Consider the following 24940-nt stretch of genomic DNA (forward strand, 5'->3'; position numbering starts at 1 on the left):
TGGCAGAAAAAAGGAATAATAGCCCCCTATTATTCCGGTACATCTGTCTTTTTGGCTTTTAATGTTTCATGTGCTTCGCGGACGGTACGGAGAATGTCTTCTTCCGGCAGTTCAGCGCCGTTTCCGTCTTCTCCGCCCCATTCCAAATGAAGCAGAAACTCAATATTGCCGTCTCCCCCTGTAATCGGTGAGAAGGACAGTCCTTTCACTGTATATCCTTCACAAGCGGCAAATTGATTCATGCGGCGGAGAACGTCAGTATGAACGCCTGGATCTCTGACAATGCCTTTTTTTCCGACGGATTCCCGTCCGGCTTCAAATTGCGGCTTCACCAGTGCGATACAATCGCTCCCCGGTACAAGCAGCGTTTTTAAAACCGGCAGAATGAGGCGGAGTGAGATGAAAGAAACATCGATTGTCGCAAATTCCGGCAAACCCTCTGTGAAATCGGAAGGCTCGGAATAGCGGAAATTCGTCCGTTCCATGACGACGACCCTCTCGTCCTGTCTGAGCTTCCAAGCAAGCTGATTATAGCCGACATCCACTGCGTAGGACCGCTCGGCTCCGTTTTGGAGGGCGCAATCCGTGAATCCCCCTGTAGACGAGCCGATGTCAATCATCGTTTTGCCTTTTACCGAGACGGGAAACACTTCCAGGGCTTTTTCAAGCTTTAATCCGCCTCTGCTGACGTATTTAAGAGGGTTTCCTTTTACCGTTAACGGAAGATCCCGGGCGATTTTTTCACCCGGTTTGTCCAATCGGTTTTCATTTGAGTAAACGATGCCCGCCATAATGGCGCGTTTCGCTTTTTCCCGCGTTTCCGCAAGTCCTTTTTCTACAAGAAGTACATCTAATCGTTCTTTTTTTGCTGTCATGATCCAATTCCTTTATGTGTCTTCGGCGGCATCAGCAGTTTGATCCGGTTCATAACCTCAGCCTTCGTGAGACCGATTTCTTCAAGCAGGGCGGTTACGCTGCCGTGTTCAATAAACCGGTCTGGGATGCCCATTCTGTCAATCGGTGTATGATACATGCCGAGGTCATGAGCGAATTCAAGAATCGTGCTGCCGAATCCGCCTTCAAGCACGGCTTCTTCTATCGTTAAAATCGGCAGACCTTCATTAAGAATGGCCTTCATCATTTGTTTATCAATCGGTTTTATGAACCGCGCATTCACGACACGCACGGACAGGCCTTCTTTATGCAGTTCTTCAGCCGCTTCCAGCGCCATTTCAATGGTCGTACCGAATGTTAAAATGACCGCGTCTTTTCCGGGACGGAGCACTTCCCATGTTCCGATCGGAATGGTTTTCAGCTCTTTATCCATCTTTACGCCGAGCCCGTTTCCGCGCGGGAAGCGCATCGCGATCGGACCTTCCTCATAATTAAGGGCTGTATTGACCATATGGCGGCCTTCATTTTCATCCTTCGGCATCATTAAAACGAGGTTTGGTATATGCCGCAAAAAGGCGATGTCAAAGACGCCTTGATGTGTCTCCCCGTCAGCGCCGACCAAACCGGCGCGGTCAATGCCGATAAATACATTCGCGTTTTGACGGCAGATGTCATGGACGACCTGATCGTACGCCCGCTGCAAAAAGGTCGAATAAATCGCAAGAAACGGCTTCATGCCTTGGAGCGCCATTCCAGCCGCCATCGTCGCCGCATGCTGTTCTGCGATTCCGACATCAAACATGCGTTCAGGGAATTCTTTCGCAAACCCTTCCAGTTTGGAGCCGACCGGCATGGCCGGTGTAATCGCGACAATTCTGTCATCCTCGCGCGCCAGCTCCTGCACGGTGCCGCTGACAAGTCCGCTCCATGAAGGCGCCGCGGCTTTCGGCTTGACGAAATCACCCGTATTGATTTTATACGGACCCGTTCCGTGCCATGTGCCGATTGTGTCGGTCTCAGCCGGTTTATAGCCTTTGCCCTTTTTCGTGATGACATGTAACAGGACAGGGCCTTTCGTTTTTTTGGCGTATTGCAGGTTTTCAAACAGTTCGTGGTAGGAATGACCGTCAACCGGGCCTAAATACGTAAAGCCCAGCTCTTCAAAAAACATGCCTGACACAAGCATATATTTCAAACTGTCTTTTATCCGTTCCGCTGTGGCGGCCAATTTTCCGCCGACGGCCGGGATGCGCTTAAATAAATATTCAAGCTCGTCTTTTACCCATTGATATTTGCCGGCAGTCCGAAGCCGTCCCAGCATAGAATGAATCGCCCCGACATTCGGCGCAATACTCATCTCATTATCATTCAGGATGACGATCATGTCTTTTTTCTCATCACCGATATGGTTCAGCGCTTCAAGCGCCATTCCTCCGGTTAAAGCGCCGTCTCCGATAATCGGGATGATATATTCCTTCGATCCTTTAATATCACGGGCCGCAGCCATTCCCATCGCGCCTGAGAGCGAGGTTGAGCTGTGGCCTGTTTCCCATACGTCATGTTCGCTTTCGCTGCGTTTCGGGAAACCGCAAAGCCCTTTATATTGGCGCAAGGTTTCAAACTCCTTACCGCGTCCGGTTAACAGTTTATGAACATAGGACTGATGTCCGACATCCCATAAAAATTTATCTTTCGGACTGTCAAATTCTTTGTGAAGCGCAATTGTCAGCTCGACAACCCCGAGGTTCGGCCCGATATGGCCGCCAGAGGCAGACAGCGATGTGATGAGGAAATTGCGGATCTCCTCACTCAGCTCTTCCAGCTCTTCAATTGACATCTTTTTAAGAAATGACGGGTCCTGTATTGATAAAAGATCCAAAGCGGATCAACTCACTTTCAGCATGAATTTCTGCAAATTAAACAGTGTCTTTTTGAAAAAAGAAAAAGACTCCCTTTGTATTTTCATCGAAACTGCTTACATTTTACCATAGGAGCGGCAGCCCCTTCAAATCAGGACCGTTTTTAATGATCTCTCGCCGCGATTAAATCACAGAGGTCATGCAGCAATTCTTTCTGAAGGGAAAGGCCGCTGATGATCTGTTTCGCCTCGCTGATATGATACGCAAGCTTTTCTTTCGCGCCTTCAAGCGTTAAAAGCGACGGATACGTTGATTTTTCGTTCGAGGTGTCTGAGCCGACCGGTTTGCCGATCCTCTCCTCATGCCCTTCAATATCAAGGATGTCGTCTCTGATTTGAAATCCGATGCCGATATGGCTGCTGAACAAACGGAGCTTTTCGACTTCATCCTCCGGCGCATCTGCCAAAATGGCGCCCGCCGTCACGGAAAAACCGAGGAGCTTGGCCGTTTTCCGCTCGTGGATGGATTCCAGCTCCTCAAGCGTTATCCGCTTTTGTTCCGCTTCCATGTCGGCAGCCTGCCCGCCGACCATTCCTTCCGTTCCTGCCGCGCTGATCAGCTCATCGACGAGACGGAGCCGTTTTTCTGCTGAAACCGCCTCAGACACGTGGGATGTGATCAATTTAAAGCTTTCTGTCAGAAGCCCGTCTCCGGCCAATACGGCTGCCGCTTCTCCGAAGACTTTATGGTTTGTGGGCTTTCCCCGGCGCAGATCATCATCGTCCATGCAAGGCAGATCATCATGTATTAAAGAATACGTATGAATCATTTCGACAGCGCATCCGACCGGAATCCCATCTTTTTCATCTTTTCCGTAAGCATTCAGAACGGCTAAGACGACGAGGGGGCGCAGCCTCTTTCCGCCCGCTTCCAAAGAATACAGCATAGATTTTTTGAGGGTTTCCGGCATCGCAAGCCGTTCTGTATACAAAGAAAGCTGCTGTTCAATCAGTTGTTTGCGCGATGCTAAAAATGCGTCCAGTTTATTTGTCACCTTCGTCTTCCTCCTGAACGCTGAAAGGTGCAAGTTCTCCGTTATCTTTTAAAATAAAGTCCATTTGCTTTTCGACATGCTGAAGCTTTTCATGGCACATTTTTGAAAGGGCCATCCCTTCCTGAAAATAATTAATCGCCTGCTCCAGCGGCACGTCTCCTTCTTCAAGCTTTGCCACAATGCCTTCAAGGCCTTTCATCGCCTCTTCAAATGTCAGCTCTTCACTTTTTTTGGTTTCTGTCATTTTCGTTCGCCTCTCTTTTGCAATACTTCACACGTCAGAACGCCGTCTGTCATCTTTACTTCAAGCGTATCATTTTGTTCCACTTGATCAACGCTTTTGATCAGCTCTTTGTCTTTATAGGCCAGACTGTATCCTCTCTCCATCACCTGAAGGGGACTTAATGCATTCAGTTTACCAAGAACCGTCTGAAACTGCGAATGAAGCTGCTTCAGCTGGACATTCATGCTTCGGGCGAGCTGATTTGAGCGCTCCTCGTACCGTTTTTTCGCCTGTTTCAGCTGGGTTTCAGGGTGGAGCGCCGTTAATCTGTACGTATTCCGCTCCAGCTGCCTTTGTTTCCTGTCCGTAAGCCCTGTGAGCTGTGATTGGAACTGCTGATACAAAAGGTCAAACTGCTGTTCTTTTTGGGTATACAATCGTTTCGGAAAACGGAACGCGTAGGATGACTGGAGCGATTGGACCCGTTCTTTTTTCTTGCTGATATGCTGCTGCATCGCTCTTGTCAGGCGGACTTCCGCCGTTTTTGTCCGTTCCATTAAGTCCGTCGTGTGGGGAACGGCGATTTCTGCCGCTCCTGTCGGCGTTGCCGCCCGGATATCCGCGATGAAATCACTGATTGTAAAATCTGTTTCATGTCCGACGGCTGATATAATCGGAATGGCGGAAGCAAAAATCGCCCGGGCCACGATTTCTTCGTTAAATGCCCACAATTCTTCGATCGAGCCCCCTCCCCTTCCGACGATCAGGACGTCACACATTTTTTGTGCATTGGCTTCTTCAATGCGCTTCACAATCGATCTGCTGGCATTTTCACCTTGAACGAGCACGGGAAGCACAATGACTTTCACAAGGGGGTATCTTCTTTTGAGTGTGGTAATGACGTCTCTGACGGCTGCTCCCGTCGGTGACGTGACGACCCCGATCGTAGCCGGAAAAGCGGGGATGGCCTGCTTATGCCGGTCATCAAACAACCCTTCGCCGGCAAGTTTTTTCTTTAATTCTTCATATGCTAAGTAGAGCGCCCCCACACCGTCCGGCTGCATTTCTTTCGCGTACAGCTGATAGCTTCCGCTCGGTTCATAGACGGAGATACCGCCTCTTACGATGACCTTCATTCCGTCCTCGGGCTTAAACGCAAGCCTCGAACTTTGCCTCTGAAACATGACGGCCTGCATGCGGGCATGCTCATCTTTTAATGTAAAATAAATGTGGCCTCTCGTATGGATTTTAACATTGGAGAGCTCACCCTTAATCCAAATGTCCTCAAGATGAGGGTCCACATCGAATTTTCGTTTAATGTATTTGGTCAGCGCGGAAACCGTGACATATGCCGCTTCACTCACATCCTGCACTCCTTTCATAAAGGCTTTTTGCCCTAAACTAAGAAAACCCGCTCTGGCTGAAAGGAGCCTTAAGAAGCGGGTATCGTGCTCATTGTCACACTTTCTGTGACTGTCTCCGGTTATCTATGATAACGTACGTCTGGCAGATTTAACAGTATTATGCGCAAGCATTGTGATGGTCATCGGACCTACTCCGCCCGGCACCGGCGTAATGAAAGATGCTTTTTCTTTCGCTTCATCAAACTGAACGTCTCCGCAGAGTTTTCCGCTTTCGAGACGGTTGACGCCGACATCAATGACAATGGCGCCCTCTTTGATTTGATCGGCTTTGATGAAGTTCACTTTACCGACCGCTACCACAAGAATATCTGCTTTTTTCGTATGCTCAGACATATTTTTCGTGCGGGAATGGCAATATGTGACGGTCGCGTTTTCGTTCAGCAGCAGCTGGCCGACCGGTTTACCGACAATATTGCTTCGTCCGACTACAACAACTTCTTTGCCGGAAAGATCTACGTTCGTCTTTTTCAGTAACTCGACAATTCCGTGCGGCGTGCATGGAAGAAATGTATCTTCGCCAAGCAGCATTTTCCCGACGTTGAGAGGGTGGAAACCGTCAACATCCTTATCAGGGGAGATCCGCTCGATTACGGCTTTTTCAGAAATATGATCCGGGAGCGGCAGCTGGACGAGAATGCCGTGGAATTCCGGATTTTGATTATACTGATCAATCACTGTTAAAAGCTCCGCCTCGGTTAAGCTTGAGTCAAAGCGGTCAAGCTTAAATTTCATTCCCATTGTTTCAGCGGCTTTTTTCTTGCCTGTCACATATGAAACAGAAGCGGGATCGTCTCCGATTAAAATGACCGCCAAGCCAGGCACTACGCCTTGTGCTTTCAGCTCTTCTACTTCTTTTGCCAATTGTTCGCGTTTTTCTTTAGCCGTTTCTTTTCCGTCGATGATTGTTGCAGTCATTTTCTTTCCTCCTATGATTCGATATCAGTTTTAATGTTAGAAAGAACCCCGTTTACGAATTTTGCAGCTTTATCGTCGCCGAACCGTTTTGCCAGCTCGATTGCTTCGTTTAATGACACGTTAGCAGGAATGTCGTCAGAATAAACCATTTCATACACCGCCAGACGCAGGATCGCGCGGTCTACGTTTGCAATCCGGTCAAGCTTCCAATTGACGAGATGGCCGGAAATCATTTCATCAAGCTGAACCTTATGTTCGATCACTCCGTACACCAGCTGTTCAAAGAAGGCATCTGTTTTTTCACCATCAAGCGCGTGCTCAATGGCATCGTTCGGTGCAATATCGCTGACATCAATCTGAAAAAGTGCCTGCAAAGCTTTTTCTCTAGCTGTTCTTCTTTTCATTTTCTTTCTCCTTCAGATCCGCTTTATCCGCTTGTCGTTAAGCTTAAAGAGATCATAACATATTTTTTTCTCAATCGCATGTCGAAATTTAGGTTTTTTCACCCTAATGCCGAATATTTTCACAAACCGTATTAATTTCATTCGGATTTCACAGCATGAAGAAACTCGGCTGCCGTTTGTAAGCCGGCTTTCTTCATGCCTGAAATGACGGGAAACGTATAAAAAACCAAAGGGCTGCCCATCCCCTTGGTTTTTATACGCTCATTACATTTCTTCGTCGATTTCGACTTCTTGGGCTTTCGTGTCAAATTGAATGCCGACGATATGAATATTGATTTCATTAATGGTCAGAGACGTCATGTTTAATAAGGTTTGGCGGATATTCTCCTGAACGCTTGCCGCCACTTTCGGGATCGAGATCCCGAATTGAACGACGCAATAGACGTCGATGGTAATCCCGTCATCGGCTAAATCGACCTTTACGCCTTTGCCGTGATTGATTTTGCCGAAGCGTTCTACGACGCCCGTGGCGAAATTGCCGCGCATTTCAGCAACTCCTTCAACTTCGGAAGCGGCGATGCCGGCAATGACTTCAATGACCTCAGGAGCAATTTCAACCTTGCCTAAATGAGCCTCATCATGATCCATTTTAAGCACACTGTTGTCTTCCATTCAATTCACCTCCCGCAAAAATTATGAGCCCATTACATCATATGTTTCTAAAAACTTTGTATTAAACTCTCCGCTGACAAATGTTTCGTGTTCAAGCAGTTTCAAATGGAACGGAATCGTCGTTTCAATACCTTCAATCACGAATTCGCTCAGCGCGCGTTTCATCCGTGCGACTGCCTCATCACGCGTTGTTCCGTATGTGATGACTTTAGCAATCATACTGTCATAGTACGGCGGGATCGAATAGCCGGGATATGCGGCTGAATCCACGCGTACGCCAAGTCCGCCCGGCGGCAGGTACATGTTAATTTTACCGGGTGAAGGCATGAAGTTTTTCGCAGGATTTTCAGCGTTGATGCGGCATTCAATCGCCCAGCCGTTAAATTCAACGTCTTCCTGTCTGAGCGAGAGCTCCTGTCCGGATGCCACTTTGATCTGTTCTTTGATCAGATCCGTTCCCGTCACCATTTCTGTGACAGGGTGCTCTACTTGAATACGCGTGTTCATTTCCATGAAGTAGTAGCGCTGTTCTCTGTAGTCATAGATGAATTCTACTGTGCCGGCTCCCGTGTAACCGACGGCCTTCGCTGCTTTTACCGCTGCTTCACCCATCTGCTCCCTGATTTCAGAATCAAGCGCAGGTGACGGTGACTCTTCAAGAAGTTTTTGCAGACGTCTTTGGATAGAACAGTCACGCTCTCCGAGATGGATCGTGTTTCCGTAATTATCCGCAAGCACCTGAATTTCAACATGGCGGAAATCTTCTATGTACTTCTCGATGTACACACCCGGATTTCCGAATGCCGTAGCGGCTTCCTGCTGGGTAATCTCAATGCCTTTGATCAGTTCTTCTTCTGTGCGTGCGACCCGGATGCCTTTTCCGCCTCCGCCCGCAGTGGCTTTTATAATGACAGGATACCCAATTTCTCCTGCAAGCGAAACCGCTTCTTCCGTATTTTTTATGATTCCTTTTGAACCGGGCACAATCGGCACGCCCGCCAGCTGCATCGTGTCGCGCGCGATATCTTTTGTTCCCATTTTTGAAATGGCGTCAGCCGTAGGGCCGACAAACGTTACGTTTAATTCCTCGCACAGCTCGGCAAAGTCGGCGTTTTCAGCTAAAAACCCGTATCCCGGATGAATCGCATCCGTGCCGGTCAGCTTTGCGACGCTGACGATGTTCGTTACATTTAAATAGCTTTCTTTTGATGTTTTCGGCCCGATACAAAAAGCCTCATCGGCCATTTGGACATGCAGGGCGTCTTTATCTGCCTCAGAATAAACGGCTACAGTTTCAATGCCCAGCTCTTTGCAGGCACGGATGATTCTGACGGCGATTTCTCCTCGGTTGGCGATCAATAGCTTTTTAATCATAATAGCAGGTCTCCTTACTCAGCTTTTACAAGAAATAGAGGTTGTCCGTATTCGACCAGCTGGCCGTTTTCAACTAACACTTCAACGATTTCTCCTTTTACTTCGGCTTCAATCTCGTTAAAGAGTTTCATTGCTTCTACGATACAAACAACTGTATTTTCGCTCACTTTTGAACCTTGGTTTACGTAAGGGCCGGCTTCCGGCGATGAAGAAGCATAAAACGTTCCGACCATCGGAGACGTAATTTTGTGCAGGTTTTCGTCTTGTTTCGGCGCTTCCTGAGCAGGAGCGGCTTCACGCGCTTCCGGTTTTGCAGCCTGCGGAGCAGGTGCGTAAGCGGCGGGAACGGCTTGGGCTTGTCCCGTTACATTCACTGCCGGCGCTTCATTTTTTTTCAGTTTGAGGCTTACGCCTTCAATTTCGTAAACAAATTCGTCGATGGAAGATTCATCGATTCTTTTTATCAGTTCATGAATTTCGTTGATTTTTAACATCAGTTTCCACTCCTATGTATAAAAAATAGAAATTTATGGGTTGCTACTAAAAGTACATACTATGTTTATCTTACAGGAGCGCTTGTGTAAATTCAACACTGATCTAAAATGACATCAGAAAAGCCCGCAGCGGGTGCGGGCGGTTCAGGTCTCTTACTTTGTCGGTTCAAACGTAATGGCGACGTCTTTCATCGTCTTGATTTCTTTTTTTACCAGGTCAATGATAGCGGAAGCTTTTGCGTTTGAATGTTTGTCAGACATGACGGTAATGTTGATTTTGTCTCCTTCAGCATCCACGAGCGCATCTTTGTAGCCTTGTGTTTTAATCAGCGTTTCCAGCTGTTTTTCCGTCCCTTCAGCATTGCTCAGCGCCGTCATTTTATCGTAGGCTTCGCTTTTTTCCTTTGCGGTCGCATCATCGCTTGAAACAATGCTGTTTAACTGTTCCCTTTCTTTGCTTCTCGCGTCTTCAAGTTCCATACGGTATGCGGTAAATAAGTTTTCATCAGCTGTTTCTGTGGCGACCGATCCGTCTTTGTCCGATGCTTCGGCTGATGTTTCTTTATCCTCTTTTGTGCCTTTAGAATCTTTCGTTCCTTTTGTGCCGTCTTCTTTTTCCGTGCCGCTTCCGCTCTTATCTTTCGTTTCAGGAGCCGGCGTTTTTTCAGTGGCGACTTCTCCGCTGCTTTTTTCGCTTTTCATCTGCACGGCATTTTTGCTTTCCGGCGACATAATATAATAAACACTTAATACCACGACGAGACTGAGCATTGTTAAAAGCCAAACCGTTTGTTTTTTCAGCATGATTTATGAATCCTCCTTGATTTTTTTAGGGGCAACCGCTACACGGTAGCTCGGAACATCAAGCACCCTTGTGACGGCATCAATGATGGTTTTTTTTATTTGAACGTTGTCCACTCCCTGAGCGACAACGAGTACACCGCGGATATCGGGCTTTTTCGTCTGGACGACGACCGGGGTTTCCTGGTCCCCGTTTCGAATCATGACAATTTGTTCTTCAGAGGTTTGATCGGTTACGCTTCTTTTGCCGCCTTCTTTATCGGTTTCTTCAGTGGTGGTGTCTTTTTTCGTTTTATTTTTCTCAAACACTTTCAAAGATGTTGCGTCTATGTTTACGACAATTGAGACATCCTCCACGCCGATAATCGTTTCAAGGATTTCTTTCAGCTGGTTTTCATAGTCTCTTTCGTAATCATCGATCGTGGTTTTTGCGCTGCCGTCTTTCGATGCCTTAAAAACGGGTGCGCTTTTTTGCCCGCTTTTGTCTTCCGTTCGGCCGGACATGACGGTCTGAGCCGTTTGGTCCTTCCCGGTTTTCTCCGGTGAAGAGAACAGCTGGCTGACCAGCATAAAAGATACCCCGAGCACAAACACGAACAGAAAGTAATGATATTTTGTCAGTTTTGGTTTTTCTCCGTCTTTCGCCTGTCCGATCATCAGCTGTTTTTTGAGTATGGTCCATAGTCCGTTTTTATTCATGGCCGTTTTTCTCCCCGCCTTCCATATAAACCGTAATTTTCTCACTGCCGATTTCCCATATATCCGCAAGTTTTTCTTTGATGTCTGCGGCCTCTTTTTTGTCGGCTGCGCCTTCCGGTTCGTATTTGCGGTCTGTGCGGATGTCGATCGGTGCGACGGTTTGCACGGTTTTTTCAGAAGATGGGGCCATATACACGCTGATCGTTTTTACATCTTCTTCTGAACGAACCTGTTCTTCCGCTGTAAGGCGGATGTCGTCTATTTTGTATTCGTCATGACTGAACATCTCCTCCGCTTTCTTTTTTAGTTGGACAGCCATTTCTTCTAAAACATATGCGCGGTTTGATGCTTGTATTTCTTTTTTTTCTGATTTGATTTGATTTTTTATATCAGCGGATTGAGATTGCTCTTGTTTTGTCAAATAATCGAAGATGATTTCCGGGTCTGTTTTGAAAAGTTTGAATATCGGGTTGAGCATGACAATGATTAACAGCAGGCTGACAACCATCTTTGCGTATTTTTGCATACTGGAGCTGGGCAGCAGCATGTCGATGACGATGGCGAATAAGATAAATAAAATAATGCTTGTCAGCCATTCTGTTAAAAAGCTCATATCCAATGGGCCTCCTTTATTTCATCATCATGGTGAGGTTGCCTGCTGTAATAATGACTGTGATGCTGAGGAAAAACATGAGAGAGACGATGGCGAGCGCCGCGAAAATATACAGTACGCTTCTGCTGATGACACCGAGGCACGTAATGACGGGTCCGCCTCCGAGCGGCTGCAGAATAGCGGCCGCGAGCTTATAAATAAAAGCGAGCGAGAGCACTTTGATCGCCGGAAACGCGGAGATGCAGATCAAAATTCCGACTCCGAGGATTCCCACGGTGTTTTTTAATAGGAGCGAGGCGCTGATGACCGTATCCGTCGCATCCGTAAACATCCGGCCGAGCACGGGAATAAAATTGCCTGTTATAAATTTTGCAGTCCTGAGCGTAATCCCGTCCGTCACGGCAGCCGAAGCCCCCTGTACGGAGATGACGCCGAGAAACACAGTGAGGAATACGGCAAGCGCGCCGATCGCGATATTTCTGAGCAGATTGGCAAGCTGCGTGACTTTATATTGATCCGTCATCGTGCTGACGATGCTTAAAATCGCTGACAGGAAGACAAGCGGCATGACGATGTTTTGAATGAGAAGGCCGCTCGTATTCATCAGAAATAAAATAACGGGGTGAAAAAAAGCAGCAGAAACGGCTCCCCCGGAAGACGCCAAAAGCGCAAGTAAAAGCGGGATAAGCGCGAGAATGAAGCTTGTCATCGTCTGGATCGCTTCACTGGCATAATTGACAGCAACATGAAAGCTGTTTAAAGCGAGAATAATCAGCACCATGTAGACGATCGCATAAGCCACTTTGCTGACGGTGCTCTGCTGGAACGCATTTTGCAGGAGCTGCAGAATGACACAAAAAATGGTGAGAAGAATCAAAGTTCCCAGAAGCTTTCCGTTTGCGAGCACTTCATGAAACAAGTATGAAAATAAAGCCTTCAGCCATGCCTCCGGTGAGAACGTTTTTTCTCCGTTAATAAAGTCGATGATGCTTCCCTTTTGGCTTTCAGGCAGAAGACCGCCGTATTCTGTCATGATGTCGTCCCAAAACTTTCCGATGCCTTCTGTTTTCAGCGCTTCGGCCTGCTTTTTCGCCACTTCATCAGCGGATTCTTGGTGAACTGCGGTTTCCTGCGACGCACCGTCTGTTCCGGCAGCTTGTACACATTCAATCTGAAAAAATAAGAGGATGAACAAAAAAGCTCCCGCCCACCGAAAGCGCTTCATTTTTTGTGCCCCCCTTTCCATTTTATTTATGATCAAGAAGGAATAAGTCCGAGAATCGTTTCAATAATGACGGTGAGTATCGGCACGGCCATTACCAGTATCAAAATTTTTCCGGCCAGCTCTATTTTCGAAGCAATCGCTCCCTGGCCCGCATCCTTTGTAAGCTGCGCTCCGAATTCAGCGATGTAGGCGATGCCGATAATTTTTAAAATGGTTTCCACATAGACCATATTGACATTTGCATTGACGGCTATTTTTTCTATCATTCTGATAATGTCGTAAATCTGGTCGATGAGATAAAGAAAGATCACGCAGCCGCTGAAGACGACAATCATAAACGCGAAAGTCGGTTTCTGTTCTTTTACGATCAGGGAGAGAAATGTGGCGATCAGGCCTAAACCTACAATTTGAACAATCTCAATCTGTAAGCCCCCCTATCCTTGGAATAGAAACACAGCTTTGATCTTTTTGAACAGGTCATCGACAATCGTCGCCACCATAAATAAAATATAGATAAAGCCAAGCAGCGTCACCCACTGGGCGTATTCTTTTTTTCCCATTTGGTCAAGTATGGTGTGCAGAAACGCAACCACGATACCGACTCCGGCGATTTGAAAAATGACATTTACGTCGACTCCCATTTTATGTTTGCTCCCCTCATGTTTACATCAATAGAAGAATGAGTAACAGTCCGGCTAAAAATCCTAAGCTTTTCACCATTTTTTCATTTTTCGCCTGCGCCCGTCCGGCATCCGCTTCCGCCGCTTCCAAATGTGTAAGCGCAAGCTTGATATGTTTCTGCTGAGAAACACGGTCATGGAGCCCGAGCGTCTCTCCGAATTGCTTCAGCACATCATATTCGCTTTTTTTCATCGCCATGGAAGACCAGTTATGTTTCAAGCTCTGTTCCCAAGCCGTTTTGGCGGAATCGCTTCCCTGCTCAAGCCTTCTGCTGAAAGCTTGAAACAATAACGATACAGGTTTGGAAAGCTGTGCGGCAATTTGTCCCGAGGCGGTATGCAGCGGTGTATGCCCGAACATGATTTCCGCTTCTAGCGATTGGAGCGCCGCGCGCAGCTGACGGATCTGCCTCGGCCTTTCAATATACATTTTGGCGATCTCAAATCCGGTCCAAGTCGTCGCTGTCAGAATGAACACGGCACCCAAAAGCTTCAGCATGTCATCACGCTTTCAGCATGCGGAACAGGTTCCCCGTCCTTTCCGTACATCCTGCTGATCGTTCCCGGACCGCGGCGCCTTGACAGTTCAACATACCGGTCAAACACGTTTTCCTCCCAAAGCATTTTCAGCGACGGCCTCTTTACCAAGTCTTTCATATTCCACCCGTGCGCAGATACGATAACAGATACGCCCGCATGGAGCGCCTCCAGCAGCGCTTGTGAGTCTTCCATTCTCCCGATTTCATCCACAATTATGACATCAGGACTCATAGAGCGGATCATCATCATCAGCCCTTCCGCCTTCGGACAGGCATCAAGGACATCGATTCTGCGGCCGAAACTGTGCTGGGGAATGCCCCGCAGGCAGCCGGCAATTTCCGACCGTTCATCTACGATACCTGTTTTTTTTGCAGGAATGCGTTTTGATCCAGTGCTGGAAAGCCGGGCCAAATCACGAAGCAAGGTCGTTTTCCCCGTTTGCGGAGGACCGATGATCAGCGTGTTCAGCCAGTTTTCTTTCCATAAAAAAGGAATGAGCGGTTCTGCGATCCCCAGCTTCTCCCGGGCGATTCGGATATTAAAAGAAGTAATATCCCGGAGTCCTTTGACGGCTCCGTTTTCGACGATGACTTTTCCGGCCAGTCCCACACGGTGGCCTCCTCTGATTGTGATGTATCCTTTTTTCAGCTCTTCTTCCAGCGTGTACATACTGTAATTGCTGAGCCGGCTGAGGATCAGCTGTGCGTCGCCGGCCGTGCACACATATGACAAATACAAAGGTTGTCCTTTTTGGATCAGTTCAACCGGCCTGTCGACGCGGATTCTGATTTCTTCTGTATCCCGCCTCGCTTCTTCGGGCACGGCGGAGATGGCATCTCTCAATAATTCAGGGAGAACCTCTGTAATCTCATTCAATAGAGTCTCCTCCTTTTTTACCGATTGGCTTCTTTAAAATGTATGATCCGGGACAGACTTTATGACACCCCGGCCCTCTATTTATACACACCGGCCAAAATCAGCACCACTCCCGCAAAAATCAATATTAATTTTGCATATGAGAGCTGTCCGGCAATCTGATAAATGCCGATCGTCATTGTGATGATAAAGATCAGCGGGCCGACGATTGCCAAAATACTATTCACCACAACTGCCTTTCTGATGTCGTTTGTCAAAAGCATGATAATAGCGGCCGATAATTCAATGAGCGAGGACAAAACTCGTAAACCGGCCATCGTTAAAACAGTAGAATTGATTGAACCAAACAAAAATTTCATTGCAATCCTCCAACTTCAAGCATTTTGTTACACTATATGCTCTAGCTGACGGAAGTAGTCTCACTATTTTCATATAGAAGAAAGATTTGATGCAGAACGCAAAAAAAGCCTGCCCCGTAAAAGGAGCAGACTCCGAATTTCTTTAACTACGCTCTTGACACGTAAGAACCGTCTGATGTATTTACAACTAGCGTATCGCCTTCGTTCACGAAGAACGGTACGTTTACGACAAGACCTGTTTCCGTTTTGGCAGGTTTTGTGCCGCCTGACGCCGTGTCGCCTTTAATTCCCGGCTCTGTTTCAACAACTTTCAGTTCAACTGTGTTCGGCAGTTCAATACCGAGCGTTTCAGACTGATACATCATGATGTGCACAGACATATTTTCCAGAAGGTATTTTAATTCTTCTTCGATTTGGTTTTCATTCAATTCAAGCTGTTCATATGAGCTTGTATCCATGAACACGTGCTGATCGCCGTTGGCATAAAGATACTGCATCGTTTTTGTTTCGATTTGCGCTTTCGCGACTTTTTCACCTGCACGGAATGTTTTCTCCTGAATAGCGCCCGTGCGCAGGTTACGCAATTTAGAACGGACAAATGCCGCTCCTTTTCCCGGCTTTACGTGCTGGAAGTCAACGACGCGCCAAATGCCGCCGTCTACTTCAATCGTTAGTCCTGTACGAAAATCGTTAACTGAAATCATGTTTGATGTCCTCCTATATTCCGATCACAAAATAATTAATTCTTTAGGGGAATGCGTAATTGTCCGGTTGCCGTCCTCAGTGATGATGATATCATCTTCGATTCTTGCGCCCCCAACATCCGGTATGTATATGCCCGGCTCGACCGTTACCGCCATGCCCGGCTCAAGAACGGCCGATGACCTGAAAGACAGCCCCGGTGATTCATGGACTTCCATTCCGAACCCGTGTCCTGTCGAATGGCCGAAATACTGTCCGTAGCCTTTTGCGGTGATGTGATCCCTCGTCAGGGCGTCCGCTTCTTTTCCCGTCATGCCGGGTTTAATATGCAGAACGCCAAGCGCTTGGGCATCGTATACGACCTGATAAATCTCTTTCAGTTTATCACTTGGCTCTCCGACCGCGACGGTGCGTGTGATATCAGAACAATAGCCTTTATAATAAGCGCCGAAATCGAGCGTGACCAAGTCTCCCTTTTCAATCAATTTGTCGCTTGCCACTCCGTGGGGAAGGCTGGATCTGACTCCCGAGGCGACGATCATATCAAAGGAAGAGCCGTCCGCTCCTTGACGTCTCATATAAAATTCAAGCTCGTTTGCAACTGAAATCTCTGAGATGCCCGGTTTGATAAACGTCAGAATATGTTCAAACGCATCATCCGCAATCTTCGCAGCTTCCTCTAATATCTTAATCTCTTCACTTGACTTAATCAAGCGCAACTTTTCAACGGAATCCGCGACGGGAACCATCTCCGCTTCCTGCAGCACCGCTTGATAGGATGCATATGTTCCGTACGTCATGCTGTTTTGCTCGAAGCCGAGTTTTTTAATGCCGTACTCAAGAATCGTATCCGCAGCCGTTTGGATTAAGCTTCCGCCGTGCTCGATAATGTCAAAACCCTTCACTTGCGTCTTCGCCTGCTCGGTGTAACGGAAATCCGTGATAAATGCCGCACGTTCTTTCGATATGACCGCAAGGCCTGACGAACCCGTAAATCCCGTCATATACTGCAGATTGGCGGAGCTTGTCACCAACATTCCGTCTATACCCAGCTGACCGAAAAGATTTCGCAATTTCTCAAGTTTCATTCCCTTTCTCCTCCTCGCCGATTCTTGACTGCCGCCTGATACCGCGGGAGAATCCCCGCCCGGTTTTCAGCATAAAAAATGTTCACTTCTCGTGAACATTTTACCATACCGGACAGGGATTATACACTTATTCACTTGTTGCCGAGCGCCCTTGCAAGCTTGTCTGACGTAAGTTCATTGTAGTTGAAGGAAATTGAGTAGCCGACAAACAAACCGTACAGAATGTAAAGGCAAAGCGTCGTCACGATTGTATCTGATTTCAATTCAGTGATGGATTTCACATCTTCGAAAATCGGATTGAATAAGAAAAAAACCGCACACCATAAAATGACGCCGTACACCATCCCCGGCCACATCGTTTTAAAACGCTTCAGGCAGACGAAATAAATAAACGCCCCGGCAATTGAAATGAATCCGATGACAACGATGCTGACCATCGTGCCGAGCCATTGTTTTTTCCATTCTCCGATCATAAACGGCTGAAGAATCATGTTGGGGCTGATCTCTGAAAAATGAAAGACATACCCGAGATAGCCGATCAAACTCCAAAATACACCGCCGGCAAATCCGATACCGCAAATTCTGCCGGTAAATGAAACAGGCTGCTGATCATCATCCTGCTTCTTTTTTTCTTCCTGTTCTGAATGTTTTTCGCTTGTCATCATGGCACCTCCAGTCATAGACTGCCCCAAAATTTAAAAGTCATAAAAAGCTGCGCCATATTTTCATTCAATGAGTAAAATCTAAAGAAACGGGGTATACTGCATGTAGAAAAAGCATTGATTTCCCAACTGTCTAACTAGAGGTTTACCGCGGTTTCCTGTACAATAGAGTGAAAGGAAATGGTTAGTAAATCCTAAGAAAACAGGCAGGTTGATAAACAATGTGCGGGCAGGCTGTTGTTGAAGGGGTCATGTTCGGCGGCAGAAAAAATTATGTTACCGCCATCCGCAGGAATGACGGAAGCATTGATTTTTTCAAGCTTCCGAGAGTGCCGAACGCCAAGCTTTCGGCTTTAAAAAAGATTCCTTTTTTGAGGGGAATCGTCGCCATCATTGAGGCGAGCGCCAACGGCACAAAGCATTTAAACTTTTCCAGCGAACGTTACGGGCTTGATCCTCAAGATGACGCCAAGCTGGAGCAGGAAGATAAGAAGGGTTCGGGCTTATCGATGTTTTTCAGCCTGGCGGTGATCGGCGTTCTGTCGTTTTTGTTCAGCAAATTCGTTTTTACGCTCGTCCCGGTCTTCTTAGCGGAGCTTGTAAGGCCCGTATTTTCCTCAGACGCCGCGCAGATCGGAATCGAAAGTCTGTTTAAGCTTATTCTGCTTCTCGGCTACATTTATTTTTTATCAATGACGCCGTTAATTAAAAGAGTGTTTCAATATCATGGAGCCGAACATAAGGTCATAAACTGTTATGAACAGAATTTGCCAATTACAATAGAAAATGTTCAGAAACAGTCACGGCTTCATTACCGTTGCGGTTCAAGCTTTATTTTATTTACGATCATTGTCGGCATGTTCGTCTATTTACTCGTTCCGACAGATCCGCTTTGGGTGCGGATTTTAGACAGGATTGCGCTTATACCGGTCGTTCTCGGCATCTCCTTTGAAGTGCTCCAGCTGACGAACAGAGTGCGGAATATCCCCGTTTTGAAAGTGCTCGGTTATCCCGGCCTGTGGCTGCAGCTTTTAACGACAAAGGAACCGGCGGATGACCAGGTCGAGGTTGCCATAGAAAGCTTTAACGAGCTTCTCAGACTGGAAGACATTTCAGAACAGAGCGAAAAGCCGTCTCACAACGTAATCTGAACCGTTACCGTTATTATTTTGGAGGTGGGCAGTTATGAATCATCGTGTACAACCTTTTTTTGCTGTATTGATAGCGCTTGGCGCATTCGGTTTCATTTATGCGGCGGTAACCAACCCCGGGCAGATGATTTCAAGAGCGATCACCGTTATTATCGCAGGCATCATTATTTATTTTATCGTGAGGACGGTCCTGAACCGCCGCACCGGCCGTGACGGAACCGCTTTCAGAAAAGCGGCCAGACAATCGCGGCTCCGAATGAAGGAGCAAAAAGCGAAGCACCGCGCCGGACACAGAGGCCGGGTCAGCCATTTGCGGAGCGTGCCGAGCAGCAGCAGACCGAAGCCGATGATTCTTAAGAAAAAAAGCCAGACCCAGCTTACCGTCATAGAAGGCAAAAAGAATAAAAAGAAAAACAGAGCGCTTTTTTAATAGCTCCATTGCTTCAAAAATTGCTCTGTTCTGCTTTTTCCTAGCTCAATGAGAGCTAGTTTTTTTTGCGGTGTGAGATGAAACTCCGTCGCCATCACATGTTCCACCGGAATAAAAATAATATTCTGTTCGTACTTTGTCGCGATATGCCTGGCATCATGAGCGTCTTTCATCGTTTCAAACAAAGCCCCGAACAGCTCAAAAGCGTTGCGGATTGATTTTTTCGGGCGCTCTTTTTCGTTGGGCGAAAGTGAAATTCCGATGACCGGCCGTTTGCGTTCTTTTGAATACAGCCAAATCGGGAAATTGCTTAACACGCCGCCGTCAACGACCGTCGAGGTGCCTTTTTCGGTCTTCAGTTTTATCGGTTCAAAAAAATAAGGAATGCTGCAGCTCATTCTGACGGCTCTGGCAACCGGGAACATCTCCGGATTTAATCCGTAGCGGGGAAGATCGTCAGGAAGCACGATCATCGTTCCGTTCGTCAGATCTGAAGCGATGAGACGGAGCGAGCCTTTTTTCAAATCGCCGAACGCGATGATGCCCTTCGCTTTTAATTTATCCGCAATCCATTTTTCCAGCATATCGCCTCTGTATAGTCCGAGGCGCCAATATATCGACACCCACTGCAGGATTTTCAGCGGGAGGAATGAGTATCTCTGATCAAGCAATTGCCTTCCGTCCACCTCATCTATGATGGAATGAACCTCTCTGCTCGTATAGCCCGCAGCGATAAATGCGGCAATAATTGCGCCGGCGCTTGTTCCGGCGAGCCTTTCAAAGCGAAAGCCCTTTTCTTCCAGCGCTTCATAAGCGCCGGCAAGCGCCACCCCTTTTATCCCCCCGCCCGAAAATACGCCGTCAATCTGCATAGCGCGCCCTCTCCCTTCCATCTCAAGGTGTATTATTATTTTAAGAAACGGCTGGGCGAAATAGACCAAAGAATGAAGACATTAAAAAAAGGGCGCCCCATTTCGGGCTGCCCTTTATTCACCGGGATTTTCGGTTTTTTTCTGTACGGATTTCAATTCTTTTTTCCGGCTTTCGTCATCTTCGAAATACTGAACGAGGTCGCCGATACGGTCAATGCTGTTCCAGCTCAGATGATGTTCGATTCCTTCAACATCATTGTAAATCTTCTCTTCATCAACACCAATGATTCTTAAAAACTGCTCAAGCAATTCGTGTCTGTATACGAGCCGTTTGCCGATCTTTTTGCCTTTTGACGTCAATACGAGCCCGCGATATTTTTCATAAATCAAATACTCGTCTTTATCTAGTTTTTGAACCATTTTCGTTACAGAGGAGGGGTGGACTGCCAAAGCTTCCGCGATATCAGAAACCCGTGCATATCCTTTTTCTTCTATCAGCATATAAATCTGTTCAATATAATCTTCCATACTTGGTGTTGTCATAAGTAACCCTCCCAAAAAGCACCTTAACTTTATAAACCATTACAAGTTTACACTAACGGTCATGAAAAAACAAGGATGCTTCCGGTCTGTCAAGCCTTATCAGCGCTTATAATTCCATTCATCAGACGCGTATTTCGTCTCAGCCAGCTCATTGACAAATGCAAGCTCTTCAGACGTGAGTGTGTAAGGCTCAAGATGAATGTTCAGCCCTTCCTCAAAACCGGCTTTAAAAGCGATTCTGGCCTCATCCATCGTTACCCGTTTCGGCGCTAAGGCGTTGATGGCTACCGCTTTGTTTTTGAAATTCCGCTGCATGCGCTCACGGACTCTGTCGCTCGGATATAAAAACAGATCAAACAGCTTATCTTCATCAATGTCAAGCAGGATGGAACCGTGCTGAAGAATGACGCCTTTTTGGCGTGTCTGTGCGCTTCCGGCAACTTTCCGTCCTTCGACGACCAGTTCATACCACGAAGGCGCATCAAAGCAGACGGACGAGCGCGGATTTTTCAAGCTTTCTTTTTCTTTCTCCGTTCGGGGAATCGCAAAGCAGGCATCAAGTCCAAGGTTTCTGAATCCCTGCAGAATACCTTCTGAAATCACCCGGTACGCCTCTGTCACCGTGGCCGGCATTTCCGGGTGATCCTCTGAAACGATTACGCTGTATGTCAATTCTTTATCATGCAGAACACCCCGTCCGCCTGTCGGTCTTCTGACAAACCCGAGGCCGTGTTTATGTACTGCGTCAAAGTTAATTTCCTTCTTAATATTTTGAAAATACCCGACAGACAAAGTTGCCGGATTCCAGCCGTAAAAACGGATCACCGGAGGAATTTTTTTTTGGCTGTGCCAATATAAAAGCGCTTCATCCAGCGCCATGTTAAATGCCGGGCTTTCATTCCCTGAGTCAATAAACCGCCATGTTTCTTTTTCCATACACTGAACCCTTCTTTATCGTTTTAATAAAATCAGTTTAACAAACTGCCTTGAAAATGAAAAATATTTCGTTTCATTAAGGATGACAATCGCTTCATGCTTTACTATAATAGTATTTGTCCCAAAACGTCCGGTAAGCCTTGTTTTCAGGAAGCAGGGTTTTATTTTATAAGCTAAAGGAGTAGAATCGCATTGTCTAATATGATTGCTTTAATTATTGTTGCGGCGTTTATCGTTTATATGATCGTGTCGTATTTTTACCAGCAGCGTTTAATGAAAACACTTACGGAAGAGGAATTCCGCGCGGGCTACAGAAAAGCGCAGCTGATTGACGTCCGTGAACCGAATGAATTTGAAGGCGGCCATATTCTCGGCGCGCGCAACATTCCGCTGTCACAGCTGAAACAGCGCAAAAGTGAAATCCGTCCTGATAAACCCGTTTATCTGTACTGCCAAAACAATGTCCGCAGCGGACGCGCGGCACAGACGCTCCGCAAACACGGCTGTAAAGACATTTACAACCTGAAAGGCGGATTTAAAAAATGGGGCGGAAAAATTAAAGCAAAAAACTAATCATAAAAAAGAGCTGTCCGTTTTATACGGAAGCTCTTTTTTTATACCTTGTCAGCGGCTGACGTCAGGTGTACGTTCGTACTTTAAAACCGGCTTTCTTGCCGCCTTGGTTTCATCCATTCTTTTGACAACTGTTGTATGCGGCGCCTCCTGAACGATTTCAGGCGATTCCTCCGCTTCCCGCGCAATTTGAATCATGGCATCTATAAACGCATCAAGCGTTTCCTTTGATTCCGTTTCCGTCGGTTCGATCATGATGCTTTCTTCAACATTGAGAGGAAAATACACAGTCGGCGGATGATAGCCGAAATCCAAAAGCCGTTTGGCAATATCAAGCGTTCGTACGCCAAGCTTTTTCTGCCTTCTACCCGATAACACAAATTCATGCTTGCAATGACGGTCATACGGGAGATCATAATAAGGCGCGAGTCTTCTCATCATATAATTTGCATTTAAAACCGCGTTTTCGGTCACAGCTTTTAAGCCGTCAGGCCCCATGGAACGGATATACGTGTAGGCTCTGACATTAATGCCGAAGTTGCCGTAATAAGGTTTTACGCGCCCGATCGACTGCGGCCGGTCATAGTCAAACGTCAAACGCCCCTCTTTTTTCGTGAGAACGGGTTTCGGCAGATACGGAATGAATTCTTTTTTTACGCCGACCGGCCCTGAGCCAGGTCCTCCCCCGCCGTGCGGCCCGGTAAATGTTTTATGCAGATTAAGGTGAACGACGTCAAATCCCATATCTCCCGGTCTTGCTTTACTTAAAACGGCATTTAAATTCGCTCCGTCATAATAAAGCTTTCCGCCGGCCTGATGGACGATTTCAGCCATTTCCGTAATGTTTTCCTCAAATAACCCGAGGGTGTTCGGATTCGTCAGCATCAGCGCCGCTGTTTCTTCATTTACCGCTCTTTTCAAATCTTCAATGTCAACCAGCCCGTGCTCATTTGACTTGACGGTAATCGTTTCAAAACCGGCGACCGTGGCGGATGCCGGATTCGTGCCGTGGGCTGAATCAGGGACAATCACCTTCGTCCGTCCGAAGTCTCCCCGCGCTTCGTGATAGGCGCGGATCATCATCAGACCGGTCCATTCGCCGTGAGCGCCCGCCGCAGGCTGCAGCGTTACCTCGTCCATGCCCGTAATCTCCTCCAAGTGTTCGCTTAAATCGTATAAAAGCTCAAGCGCCCCCTGAACAGTATCCTCGTCCTGAAGCGGATGAATAGCGGAAAAACCTGCGAACCGGGCAATTTTTTCATTTAATTTCGGATTGTATTTCATCGTACAGGAGCCGAGCGGATAAAAGCCTGAATCAACTCCGTGGTTTCTCCTAGAAAGAGCGGTATAATGCCGCATAATATCGAGCTCTGATACTTCCGGCAGCTTTGCGTCTTCATCGCGGATATAGTCACCGGGAAGAAGACTTTCAAGCTCTGTTTCCGGCACATCAAGCTCCGGAAGGCTGTAACCGATACGCCCTTCGCGGGACATTTCAAAAATAAGCGCCTGATCTTGATTATTCATGTTGATCCCCCAATCCCGCAATAAGCGAATCGATCTCTTCTTTTGTTCTCAGCTCTGTGACGGCAATGAGCATATGCTGATTCAGTTCCGGATACGCAAGGCCTAAGTCATATCCGCCGATTATGCCGTCTTGCAGGAGCCGCCGGTTTGCTTCCTTGACGGGAAGATTCAGCCTGACGGCAAATTCATTAAATATCGGGCCGTCAAATGCTACGTGCAAGCCGGCTTTTTCCGCTTGGCGTCTCGCGTAATCAGCTTTCAATATATTTTGGCGGGCCATGTCTTTGACGCCGTTTTTTCCGAGCGCCGTCATCGCGACTGAAGCCGCTAAAGCATTCAGCGCCTGATTTGAACAAATGTTAGACGTGGCTTTGTCTCTTCTGATATGCTGCTCGCGCGCCTGAAGAGTGAGAACAAAGCCTCTTCGCCCATTTTCATCTTCCGTTTGGCCGACAAGCCGGCCCGGCACCTTTCTCATCAGTTTTTTCGTTACTGCAAAATAGCCGCAATGCGGGCCGCCGAACGCCGCAGGTATGCCGAAAGGCTGCGCGTCCCCGACGACGATATCAGCTCCGTATGCCCCGGGCGGTGTCAAAATACCGAGCGCGAGCGGGTTTGAAGAAACAATCAGCTGGCTGTTTCCTTTATGTGCGAGCGGCTCAATGTCCTTTAACGGCTCGATTTGTCCGAAGAAGTTCGGATACTGGACGATCACGGCGGCCGTTTCATCACAAACGGCATGTTCCAATGCTTCAAGATCTGTGACGCCGTTTTTCGCGGGAACCTCTACAACCTCAATATATTGGCCCTTTGCGTATGTTTTCAAAACATCCCGTGATTCCGGATGAACGGCTGCGGAAATGACGATTTTTTTCTTTTTCGTATGGCCCGACGCAAGCATCGCCGCTTCCGCCAGCGCCGTTCCCCCGTCGTACATAGAGGAGTTTGCGATATCCATTCCCGTTAATTCACAGATCATCGTTTGAAATTCAAAAATCGCCTGCAGCTCTCCTTGTGAGATTTCAGGCTGATAAGGCGTATACGCCGTGTAAAACTCTGATCGGGATATCACATGATCGACGATAACCGGCTGGTAGTGATCGTACACTCCTGCACCCAGAAAAGATGCATATGTAACAGCGTCTTTATTTTTCGCCGCAAGCTTTGTCAGCTCTCTCGTCAGCTCAGTTTCTGACTTTGCTTGTTTAATGCGGTAGTCTTTTTGAAACCGTACATTTTCCGGAATATCGGCAAACAGTTCATCAATTGTTTCTGCGCCGATGGCTTTCAGCATTTCTTTTTTATCCTGTTCTGTCGCGGGCAAATATCGATGCTTCATATGACTCTCCT

The 24940-nt window shown here is 47.3% G+C and carries 30 protein-coding genes; 3 read left to right on the forward strand and 27 right to left on the reverse strand.

Translation table 11 applies throughout. From position 1 onward, the window contains the following. Positions 1-29 precede the first annotated feature (29 nt). From NYE50_RS13550 to NYE50_RS13655, 22 genes are all read right to left on the reverse strand, one after another. Positions 30-875 carry a TlyA family RNA methyltransferase gene (locus NYE50_RS13550; RefSeq protein WP_014418353.1) on the reverse strand — a complete coding sequence of 282 codons (846 nt, stop codon included), beginning with the start codon at positions 873-875 and terminating at the stop codon, positions 30-32. Further along, complete coding sequence (gene dxs, locus NYE50_RS13555; protein WP_159354363.1) at positions 872-2773, reverse strand: 1-deoxy-D-xylulose-5-phosphate synthase; 1902 nt, start codon at positions 2771-2773, stop codon at positions 872-874. The genes NYE50_RS13550 and dxs overlap by 4 nt, the downstream gene beginning before the upstream one ends. 143 nt (positions 2774-2916) lie before the next feature. Continuing rightward, complete coding sequence (locus NYE50_RS13560; RefSeq protein ID WP_007408353.1) at positions 2917-3807, reverse strand: polyprenyl synthetase family protein; 891 nt, start codon at positions 3805-3807, stop codon at positions 2917-2919. After that, positions 3797-4051 (reverse strand): exodeoxyribonuclease VII small subunit, encoded by a 255-nt coding sequence (locus tag NYE50_RS13565; RefSeq protein ID WP_007408352.1) that lies wholly within the window; start codon positions 4049-4051, stop codon positions 3797-3799. Before NYE50_RS13565 ends, NYE50_RS13560 begins: the two co-directional genes overlap by 11 nt. Further along, positions 4048-5394 carry an exodeoxyribonuclease VII large subunit gene (gene xseA, locus NYE50_RS13570; RefSeq protein WP_159354364.1) on the reverse strand — a complete coding sequence of 449 codons (1347 nt, stop codon included), beginning with the start codon at positions 5392-5394 and terminating at the stop codon, positions 4048-4050. The genes NYE50_RS13565 and xseA overlap by 4 nt, the downstream gene beginning before the upstream one ends. Positions 5395-5517: 123 nt before the next feature. Then, positions 5518-6369: a bifunctional methylenetetrahydrofolate dehydrogenase/methenyltetrahydrofolate cyclohydrolase FolD gene (gene folD / locus NYE50_RS13575; protein WP_159354365.1), complete on the reverse strand. Its 852-nt coding sequence runs from the start codon at positions 6367-6369 to the stop codon at positions 5518-5520. An 11-nt stretch (positions 6370-6380) separates the two neighbouring features. Next, a complete protein-coding gene (nusB, locus tag NYE50_RS13580; RefSeq protein WP_022552975.1) occupies positions 6381-6773 on the reverse strand; it encodes a transcription antitermination factor NusB in 393 nt (130 codons plus the stop codon). Between the two features lie 264 nt (positions 6774-7037). After that, entirely contained in the window at positions 7038-7445 is a 408-nt protein-coding gene (locus NYE50_RS13585; protein WP_003153156.1) for an Asp23/Gls24 family envelope stress response protein, read from the reverse strand. Between the two features lie 21 nt (positions 7446-7466). Continuing rightward, a complete protein-coding gene (gene accC / locus NYE50_RS13590; RefSeq protein ID WP_007408348.1) occupies positions 7467-8819 on the reverse strand; it encodes an acetyl-CoA carboxylase biotin carboxylase subunit in 1353 nt (450 codons plus the stop codon). A gap of 14 nt (positions 8820-8833) precedes the next feature. Beyond that, the gene (accB, locus tag NYE50_RS13595; RefSeq protein WP_007612510.1) at positions 8834-9313 is read right to left on the reverse strand and encodes an acetyl-CoA carboxylase biotin carboxyl carrier protein; all 480 of its coding nucleotides are present in this window, start codon (positions 9311-9313) and stop codon (positions 8834-8836) included. Between the two features lie 153 nt (positions 9314-9466). Further along, on the reverse strand, positions 9467-10117 hold the full coding sequence (locus tag NYE50_RS13600) for a SpoIIIAH-like family protein (protein ID WP_095272363.1): 651 nt from the start codon (positions 10115-10117) through the stop codon (positions 9467-9469). A 3-nt stretch (positions 10118-10120) separates the two neighbouring features. Then, positions 10121-10813 (reverse strand): stage III sporulation protein AG, encoded by a 693-nt coding sequence (spoIIIAG, locus tag NYE50_RS13605; protein WP_159354366.1) that lies wholly within the window; start codon positions 10811-10813, stop codon positions 10121-10123. Next, on the reverse strand, positions 10806-11426 hold the full coding sequence (gene spoIIIAF, locus NYE50_RS13610; RefSeq protein ID WP_003153146.1) for a stage III sporulation protein AF: 621 nt from the start codon (positions 11424-11426) through the stop codon (positions 10806-10808). Before spoIIIAF ends, spoIIIAG begins: the two co-directional genes overlap by 8 nt. A 16-nt stretch (positions 11427-11442) precedes the next feature. Then, positions 11443-12651: a stage III sporulation protein AE gene (gene spoIIIAE / locus NYE50_RS13615; RefSeq protein ID WP_159354367.1), complete on the reverse strand. Its 1209-nt coding sequence runs from the start codon at positions 12649-12651 to the stop codon at positions 11443-11445. A 32-nt stretch (positions 12652-12683) separates the two neighbouring features. Further along, positions 12684-13073 carry a stage III sporulation protein AD gene (gene spoIIIAD / locus NYE50_RS13620; protein WP_071392571.1) on the reverse strand — a complete coding sequence of 130 codons (390 nt, stop codon included), beginning with the start codon at positions 13071-13073 and terminating at the stop codon, positions 12684-12686. A 12-nt stretch (positions 13074-13085) separates the two neighbouring features. Continuing rightward, the gene (gene spoIIIAC, locus NYE50_RS13625; protein ID WP_003153142.1) at positions 13086-13292 is read right to left on the reverse strand and encodes a stage III sporulation protein AC; all 207 of its coding nucleotides are present in this window, start codon (positions 13290-13292) and stop codon (positions 13086-13088) included. A 22-nt stretch (positions 13293-13314) separates the two neighbouring features. Further along, on the reverse strand, positions 13315-13830 hold the full coding sequence (gene spoIIIAB / locus NYE50_RS13630) for a stage III sporulation protein SpoIIIAB (protein WP_007408343.1): 516 nt from the start codon (positions 13828-13830) through the stop codon (positions 13315-13317). Next, positions 13824-14747, reverse strand: coding sequence for a stage III sporulation protein AA (gene spoIIIAA / locus NYE50_RS13635; RefSeq protein WP_159354368.1), 924 nt, complete (start codon positions 14745-14747; stop codon positions 13824-13826). The genes spoIIIAB and spoIIIAA overlap by 7 nt, the downstream gene beginning before the upstream one ends. Positions 14748-14824: 77 nt before the next feature. Continuing rightward, positions 14825-15106 (reverse strand): YqhV family protein, encoded by a 282-nt coding sequence (locus NYE50_RS13640; RefSeq protein WP_159354369.1) that lies wholly within the window; start codon positions 15104-15106, stop codon positions 14825-14827. A gap of 146 nt (positions 15107-15252) precedes the next feature. Next, on the reverse strand, positions 15253-15810 hold the full coding sequence (gene efp / locus NYE50_RS13645) for an elongation factor P (protein ID WP_003153123.1): 558 nt from the start codon (positions 15808-15810) through the stop codon (positions 15253-15255). A gap of 24 nt (positions 15811-15834) precedes the next feature. After that, positions 15835-16896, reverse strand: coding sequence for a M24 family metallopeptidase (locus tag NYE50_RS13650; RefSeq protein WP_159354370.1), 1062 nt, complete (start codon positions 16894-16896; stop codon positions 15835-15837). A 131-nt stretch (positions 16897-17027) separates the two neighbouring features. Then, positions 17028-17558: a YqhR family membrane protein gene (locus NYE50_RS13655; protein WP_029973882.1), complete on the reverse strand. Its 531-nt coding sequence runs from the start codon at positions 17556-17558 to the stop codon at positions 17028-17030. A 221-nt stretch (positions 17559-17779) separates the two neighbouring features. Here NYE50_RS13655 and NYE50_RS13660 point away from each other — a divergent pair, with 221 nt between their 5' ends. Both NYE50_RS13660 and NYE50_RS13665 read left to right on the forward strand, forming a co-directional pair. Next, positions 17780-18709 (forward strand): DUF1385 domain-containing protein, encoded by a 930-nt coding sequence (locus NYE50_RS13660; protein ID WP_224988470.1) that lies wholly within the window; start codon positions 17780-17782, stop codon positions 18707-18709. Positions 18710-18743: 34 nt separating this feature from the next. Beyond that, positions 18744-19139: an SA1362 family protein gene (locus NYE50_RS13665; protein WP_007408340.1), complete on the forward strand. Its 396-nt coding sequence runs from the start codon at positions 18744-18746 to the stop codon at positions 19137-19139. Here NYE50_RS13665 and NYE50_RS13670 read toward each other — a convergent pair. The 3 genes from NYE50_RS13670 to NYE50_RS13680 all read right to left on the reverse strand — a co-directional run bounded on the left by NYE50_RS13670 (position 19136) and on the right by NYE50_RS13680 (position 21490). Beyond that, the gene (locus NYE50_RS13670) at positions 19136-20011 is read right to left on the reverse strand and encodes a patatin-like phospholipase family protein (RefSeq protein WP_003153118.1); all 876 of its coding nucleotides are present in this window, start codon (positions 20009-20011) and stop codon (positions 19136-19138) included. The genes NYE50_RS13665 and NYE50_RS13670 overlap by 4 nt on opposite strands. Positions 20012-20125: 114 nt before the next feature. Then, complete coding sequence (mntR, locus tag NYE50_RS13675) at positions 20126-20554, reverse strand: transcriptional regulator MntR (RefSeq protein ID WP_007408338.1); 429 nt, start codon at positions 20552-20554, stop codon at positions 20126-20128. A 99-nt stretch (positions 20555-20653) separates the two neighbouring features. Beyond that, positions 20654-21490, reverse strand: a complete 837-nt coding sequence (locus tag NYE50_RS13680) for a lipoate--protein ligase family protein (protein WP_003153114.1) — start codon at positions 21488-21490, stop codon at positions 20654-20656. A 192-nt stretch (positions 21491-21682) separates the two neighbouring features. Between NYE50_RS13680 and NYE50_RS13685 the strand changes: the two genes are divergently transcribed. Then, entirely contained in the window at positions 21683-22063 is a 381-nt protein-coding gene (locus NYE50_RS13685) for a rhodanese-like domain-containing protein (protein WP_007408335.1), read from the forward strand. A 51-nt stretch (positions 22064-22114) separates the two neighbouring features. Here the strand turns inward: NYE50_RS13685 and gcvPB are convergent, their stop codons facing one another. Beyond that, positions 22115-23590 (reverse strand): aminomethyl-transferring glycine dehydrogenase subunit GcvPB, encoded by a 1476-nt coding sequence (gene gcvPB, locus NYE50_RS13690; RefSeq protein WP_159354371.1) that lies wholly within the window; start codon positions 23588-23590, stop codon positions 22115-22117. Then, entirely contained in the window at positions 23583-24929 is a 1347-nt protein-coding gene (gcvPA, locus tag NYE50_RS13695) for an aminomethyl-transferring glycine dehydrogenase subunit GcvPA (RefSeq protein WP_021494307.1), read from the reverse strand. The genes gcvPB and gcvPA overlap by 8 nt, the downstream gene beginning before the upstream one ends. Positions 24930-24940 lie beyond the last annotated feature (11 nt).

Source organism: Bacillus sp. EU55, from assembly GCF_038005925.1.
GTDB classification, from domain to species: domain Bacteria; phylum Bacillota; class Bacilli; order Bacillales; family Bacillaceae; genus Bacillus; species Bacillus velezensis.

Excerpts from the sequence above, each read along its gene's own strand:
- gcvPA (WP_021494307.1), bottom strand. The coding sequence starts at position 24,929 with ATGAAGCATCGATATTTGCCCGCGACAGAACAGGATAAAAAAGAAATG.
- NYE50_RS13550 (WP_014418353.1), bottom strand. The coding sequence starts at position 875 with ATGACAGCAAAAAAAGAACGATTAGATGTACTTCTTGTAGAAAAAGGA.
- accC (WP_007408348.1), bottom strand. The coding sequence starts at position 8,819 with ATGATTAAAAAGCTATTGATCGCCAACCGAGGAGAAATCGCCGTCAGA.
- mntR (WP_007408338.1), bottom strand. The coding sequence starts at position 20,554 with ATGACAACACCAAGTATGGAAGATTATATTGAACAGATTTATATGCTG.
- NYE50_RS13670 (WP_003153118.1), bottom strand. The coding sequence starts at position 20,011 with ATGCAGATTGACGGCGTATTTTCGGGCGGGGGGATAAAAGGGGTGGCG.
- NYE50_RS13600 (WP_095272363.1), bottom strand. The coding sequence starts at position 10,117 with ATGCTGAAAAAACAAACGGTTTGGCTTTTAACAATGCTCAGTCTCGTC.
- spoIIIAB (WP_007408343.1), bottom strand. The coding sequence starts at position 13,830 with ATGCTGAAGCTTTTGGGTGCCGTGTTCATTCTGACAGCGACGACTTGG.
- NYE50_RS13585 (WP_003153156.1), bottom strand. The coding sequence starts at position 7,445 with ATGGAAGACAACAGTGTGCTTAAAATGGATCATGATGAGGCTCATTTA.
- nusB (WP_022552975.1), bottom strand. The coding sequence starts at position 6,773 with ATGAAAAGAAGAACAGCTAGAGAAAAAGCTTTGCAGGCACTTTTTCAG.
- NYE50_RS13660 (WP_224988470.1), top strand. The coding sequence starts at position 17,780 with ATGTGCGGGCAGGCTGTTGTTGAAGGGGTCATGTTCGGCGGCAGAAAA.
- accB (WP_007612510.1), bottom strand. The coding sequence starts at position 9,313 with ATGTTAAAAATCAACGAAATTCATGAACTGATAAAAAGAATCGATGAA.
- NYE50_RS13640 (WP_159354369.1), bottom strand. The coding sequence starts at position 15,106 with ATGAAATTTTTGTTTGGTTCAATCAATTCTACTGTTTTAACGATGGCC.
- NYE50_RS13665 (WP_007408340.1), top strand. The coding sequence starts at position 18,744 with ATGAATCATCGTGTACAACCTTTTTTTGCTGTATTGATAGCGCTTGGC.
- NYE50_RS13680 (WP_003153114.1), bottom strand. The coding sequence starts at position 21,490 with ATGGAAAAAGAAACATGGCGGTTTATTGACTCAGGGAATGAAAGCCCG.
- NYE50_RS13655 (WP_029973882.1), bottom strand. The coding sequence starts at position 17,558 with ATGACAAGCGAAAAACATTCAGAACAGGAAGAAAAAAAGAAGCAGGAT.
- gcvPB (WP_159354371.1), bottom strand. The coding sequence starts at position 23,590 with ATGAATAATCAAGATCAGGCGCTTATTTTTGAAATGTCCCGCGAAGGG.
- NYE50_RS13650 (WP_159354370.1), bottom strand. The coding sequence starts at position 16,896 with ATGAAACTTGAGAAATTGCGAAATCTTTTCGGTCAGCTGGGTATAGAC.
- spoIIIAG (WP_159354366.1), bottom strand. The coding sequence starts at position 10,813 with ATGAATAAAAACGGACTATGGACCATACTCAAAAAACAGCTGATGATC.
- spoIIIAF (WP_003153146.1), bottom strand. The coding sequence starts at position 11,426 with ATGAGCTTTTTAACAGAATGGCTGACAAGCATTATTTTATTTATCTTA.
- folD (WP_159354365.1), bottom strand. The coding sequence starts at position 6,369 with ATGACTGCAACAATCATCGACGGAAAAGAAACGGCTAAAGAAAAACGC.
- efp (WP_003153123.1), bottom strand. The coding sequence starts at position 15,810 with ATGATTTCAGTTAACGATTTTCGTACAGGACTAACGATTGAAGTAGAC.
- spoIIIAE (WP_159354367.1), bottom strand. The coding sequence starts at position 12,651 with ATGAAGCGCTTTCGGTGGGCGGGAGCTTTTTTGTTCATCCTCTTATTT.
- spoIIIAC (WP_003153142.1), bottom strand. The coding sequence starts at position 13,292 with ATGGGAGTCGACGTAAATGTCATTTTTCAAATCGCCGGAGTCGGTATC.
- NYE50_RS13565 (WP_007408352.1), bottom strand. The coding sequence starts at position 4,051 with ATGACAGAAACCAAAAAAAGTGAAGAGCTGACATTTGAAGAGGCGATG.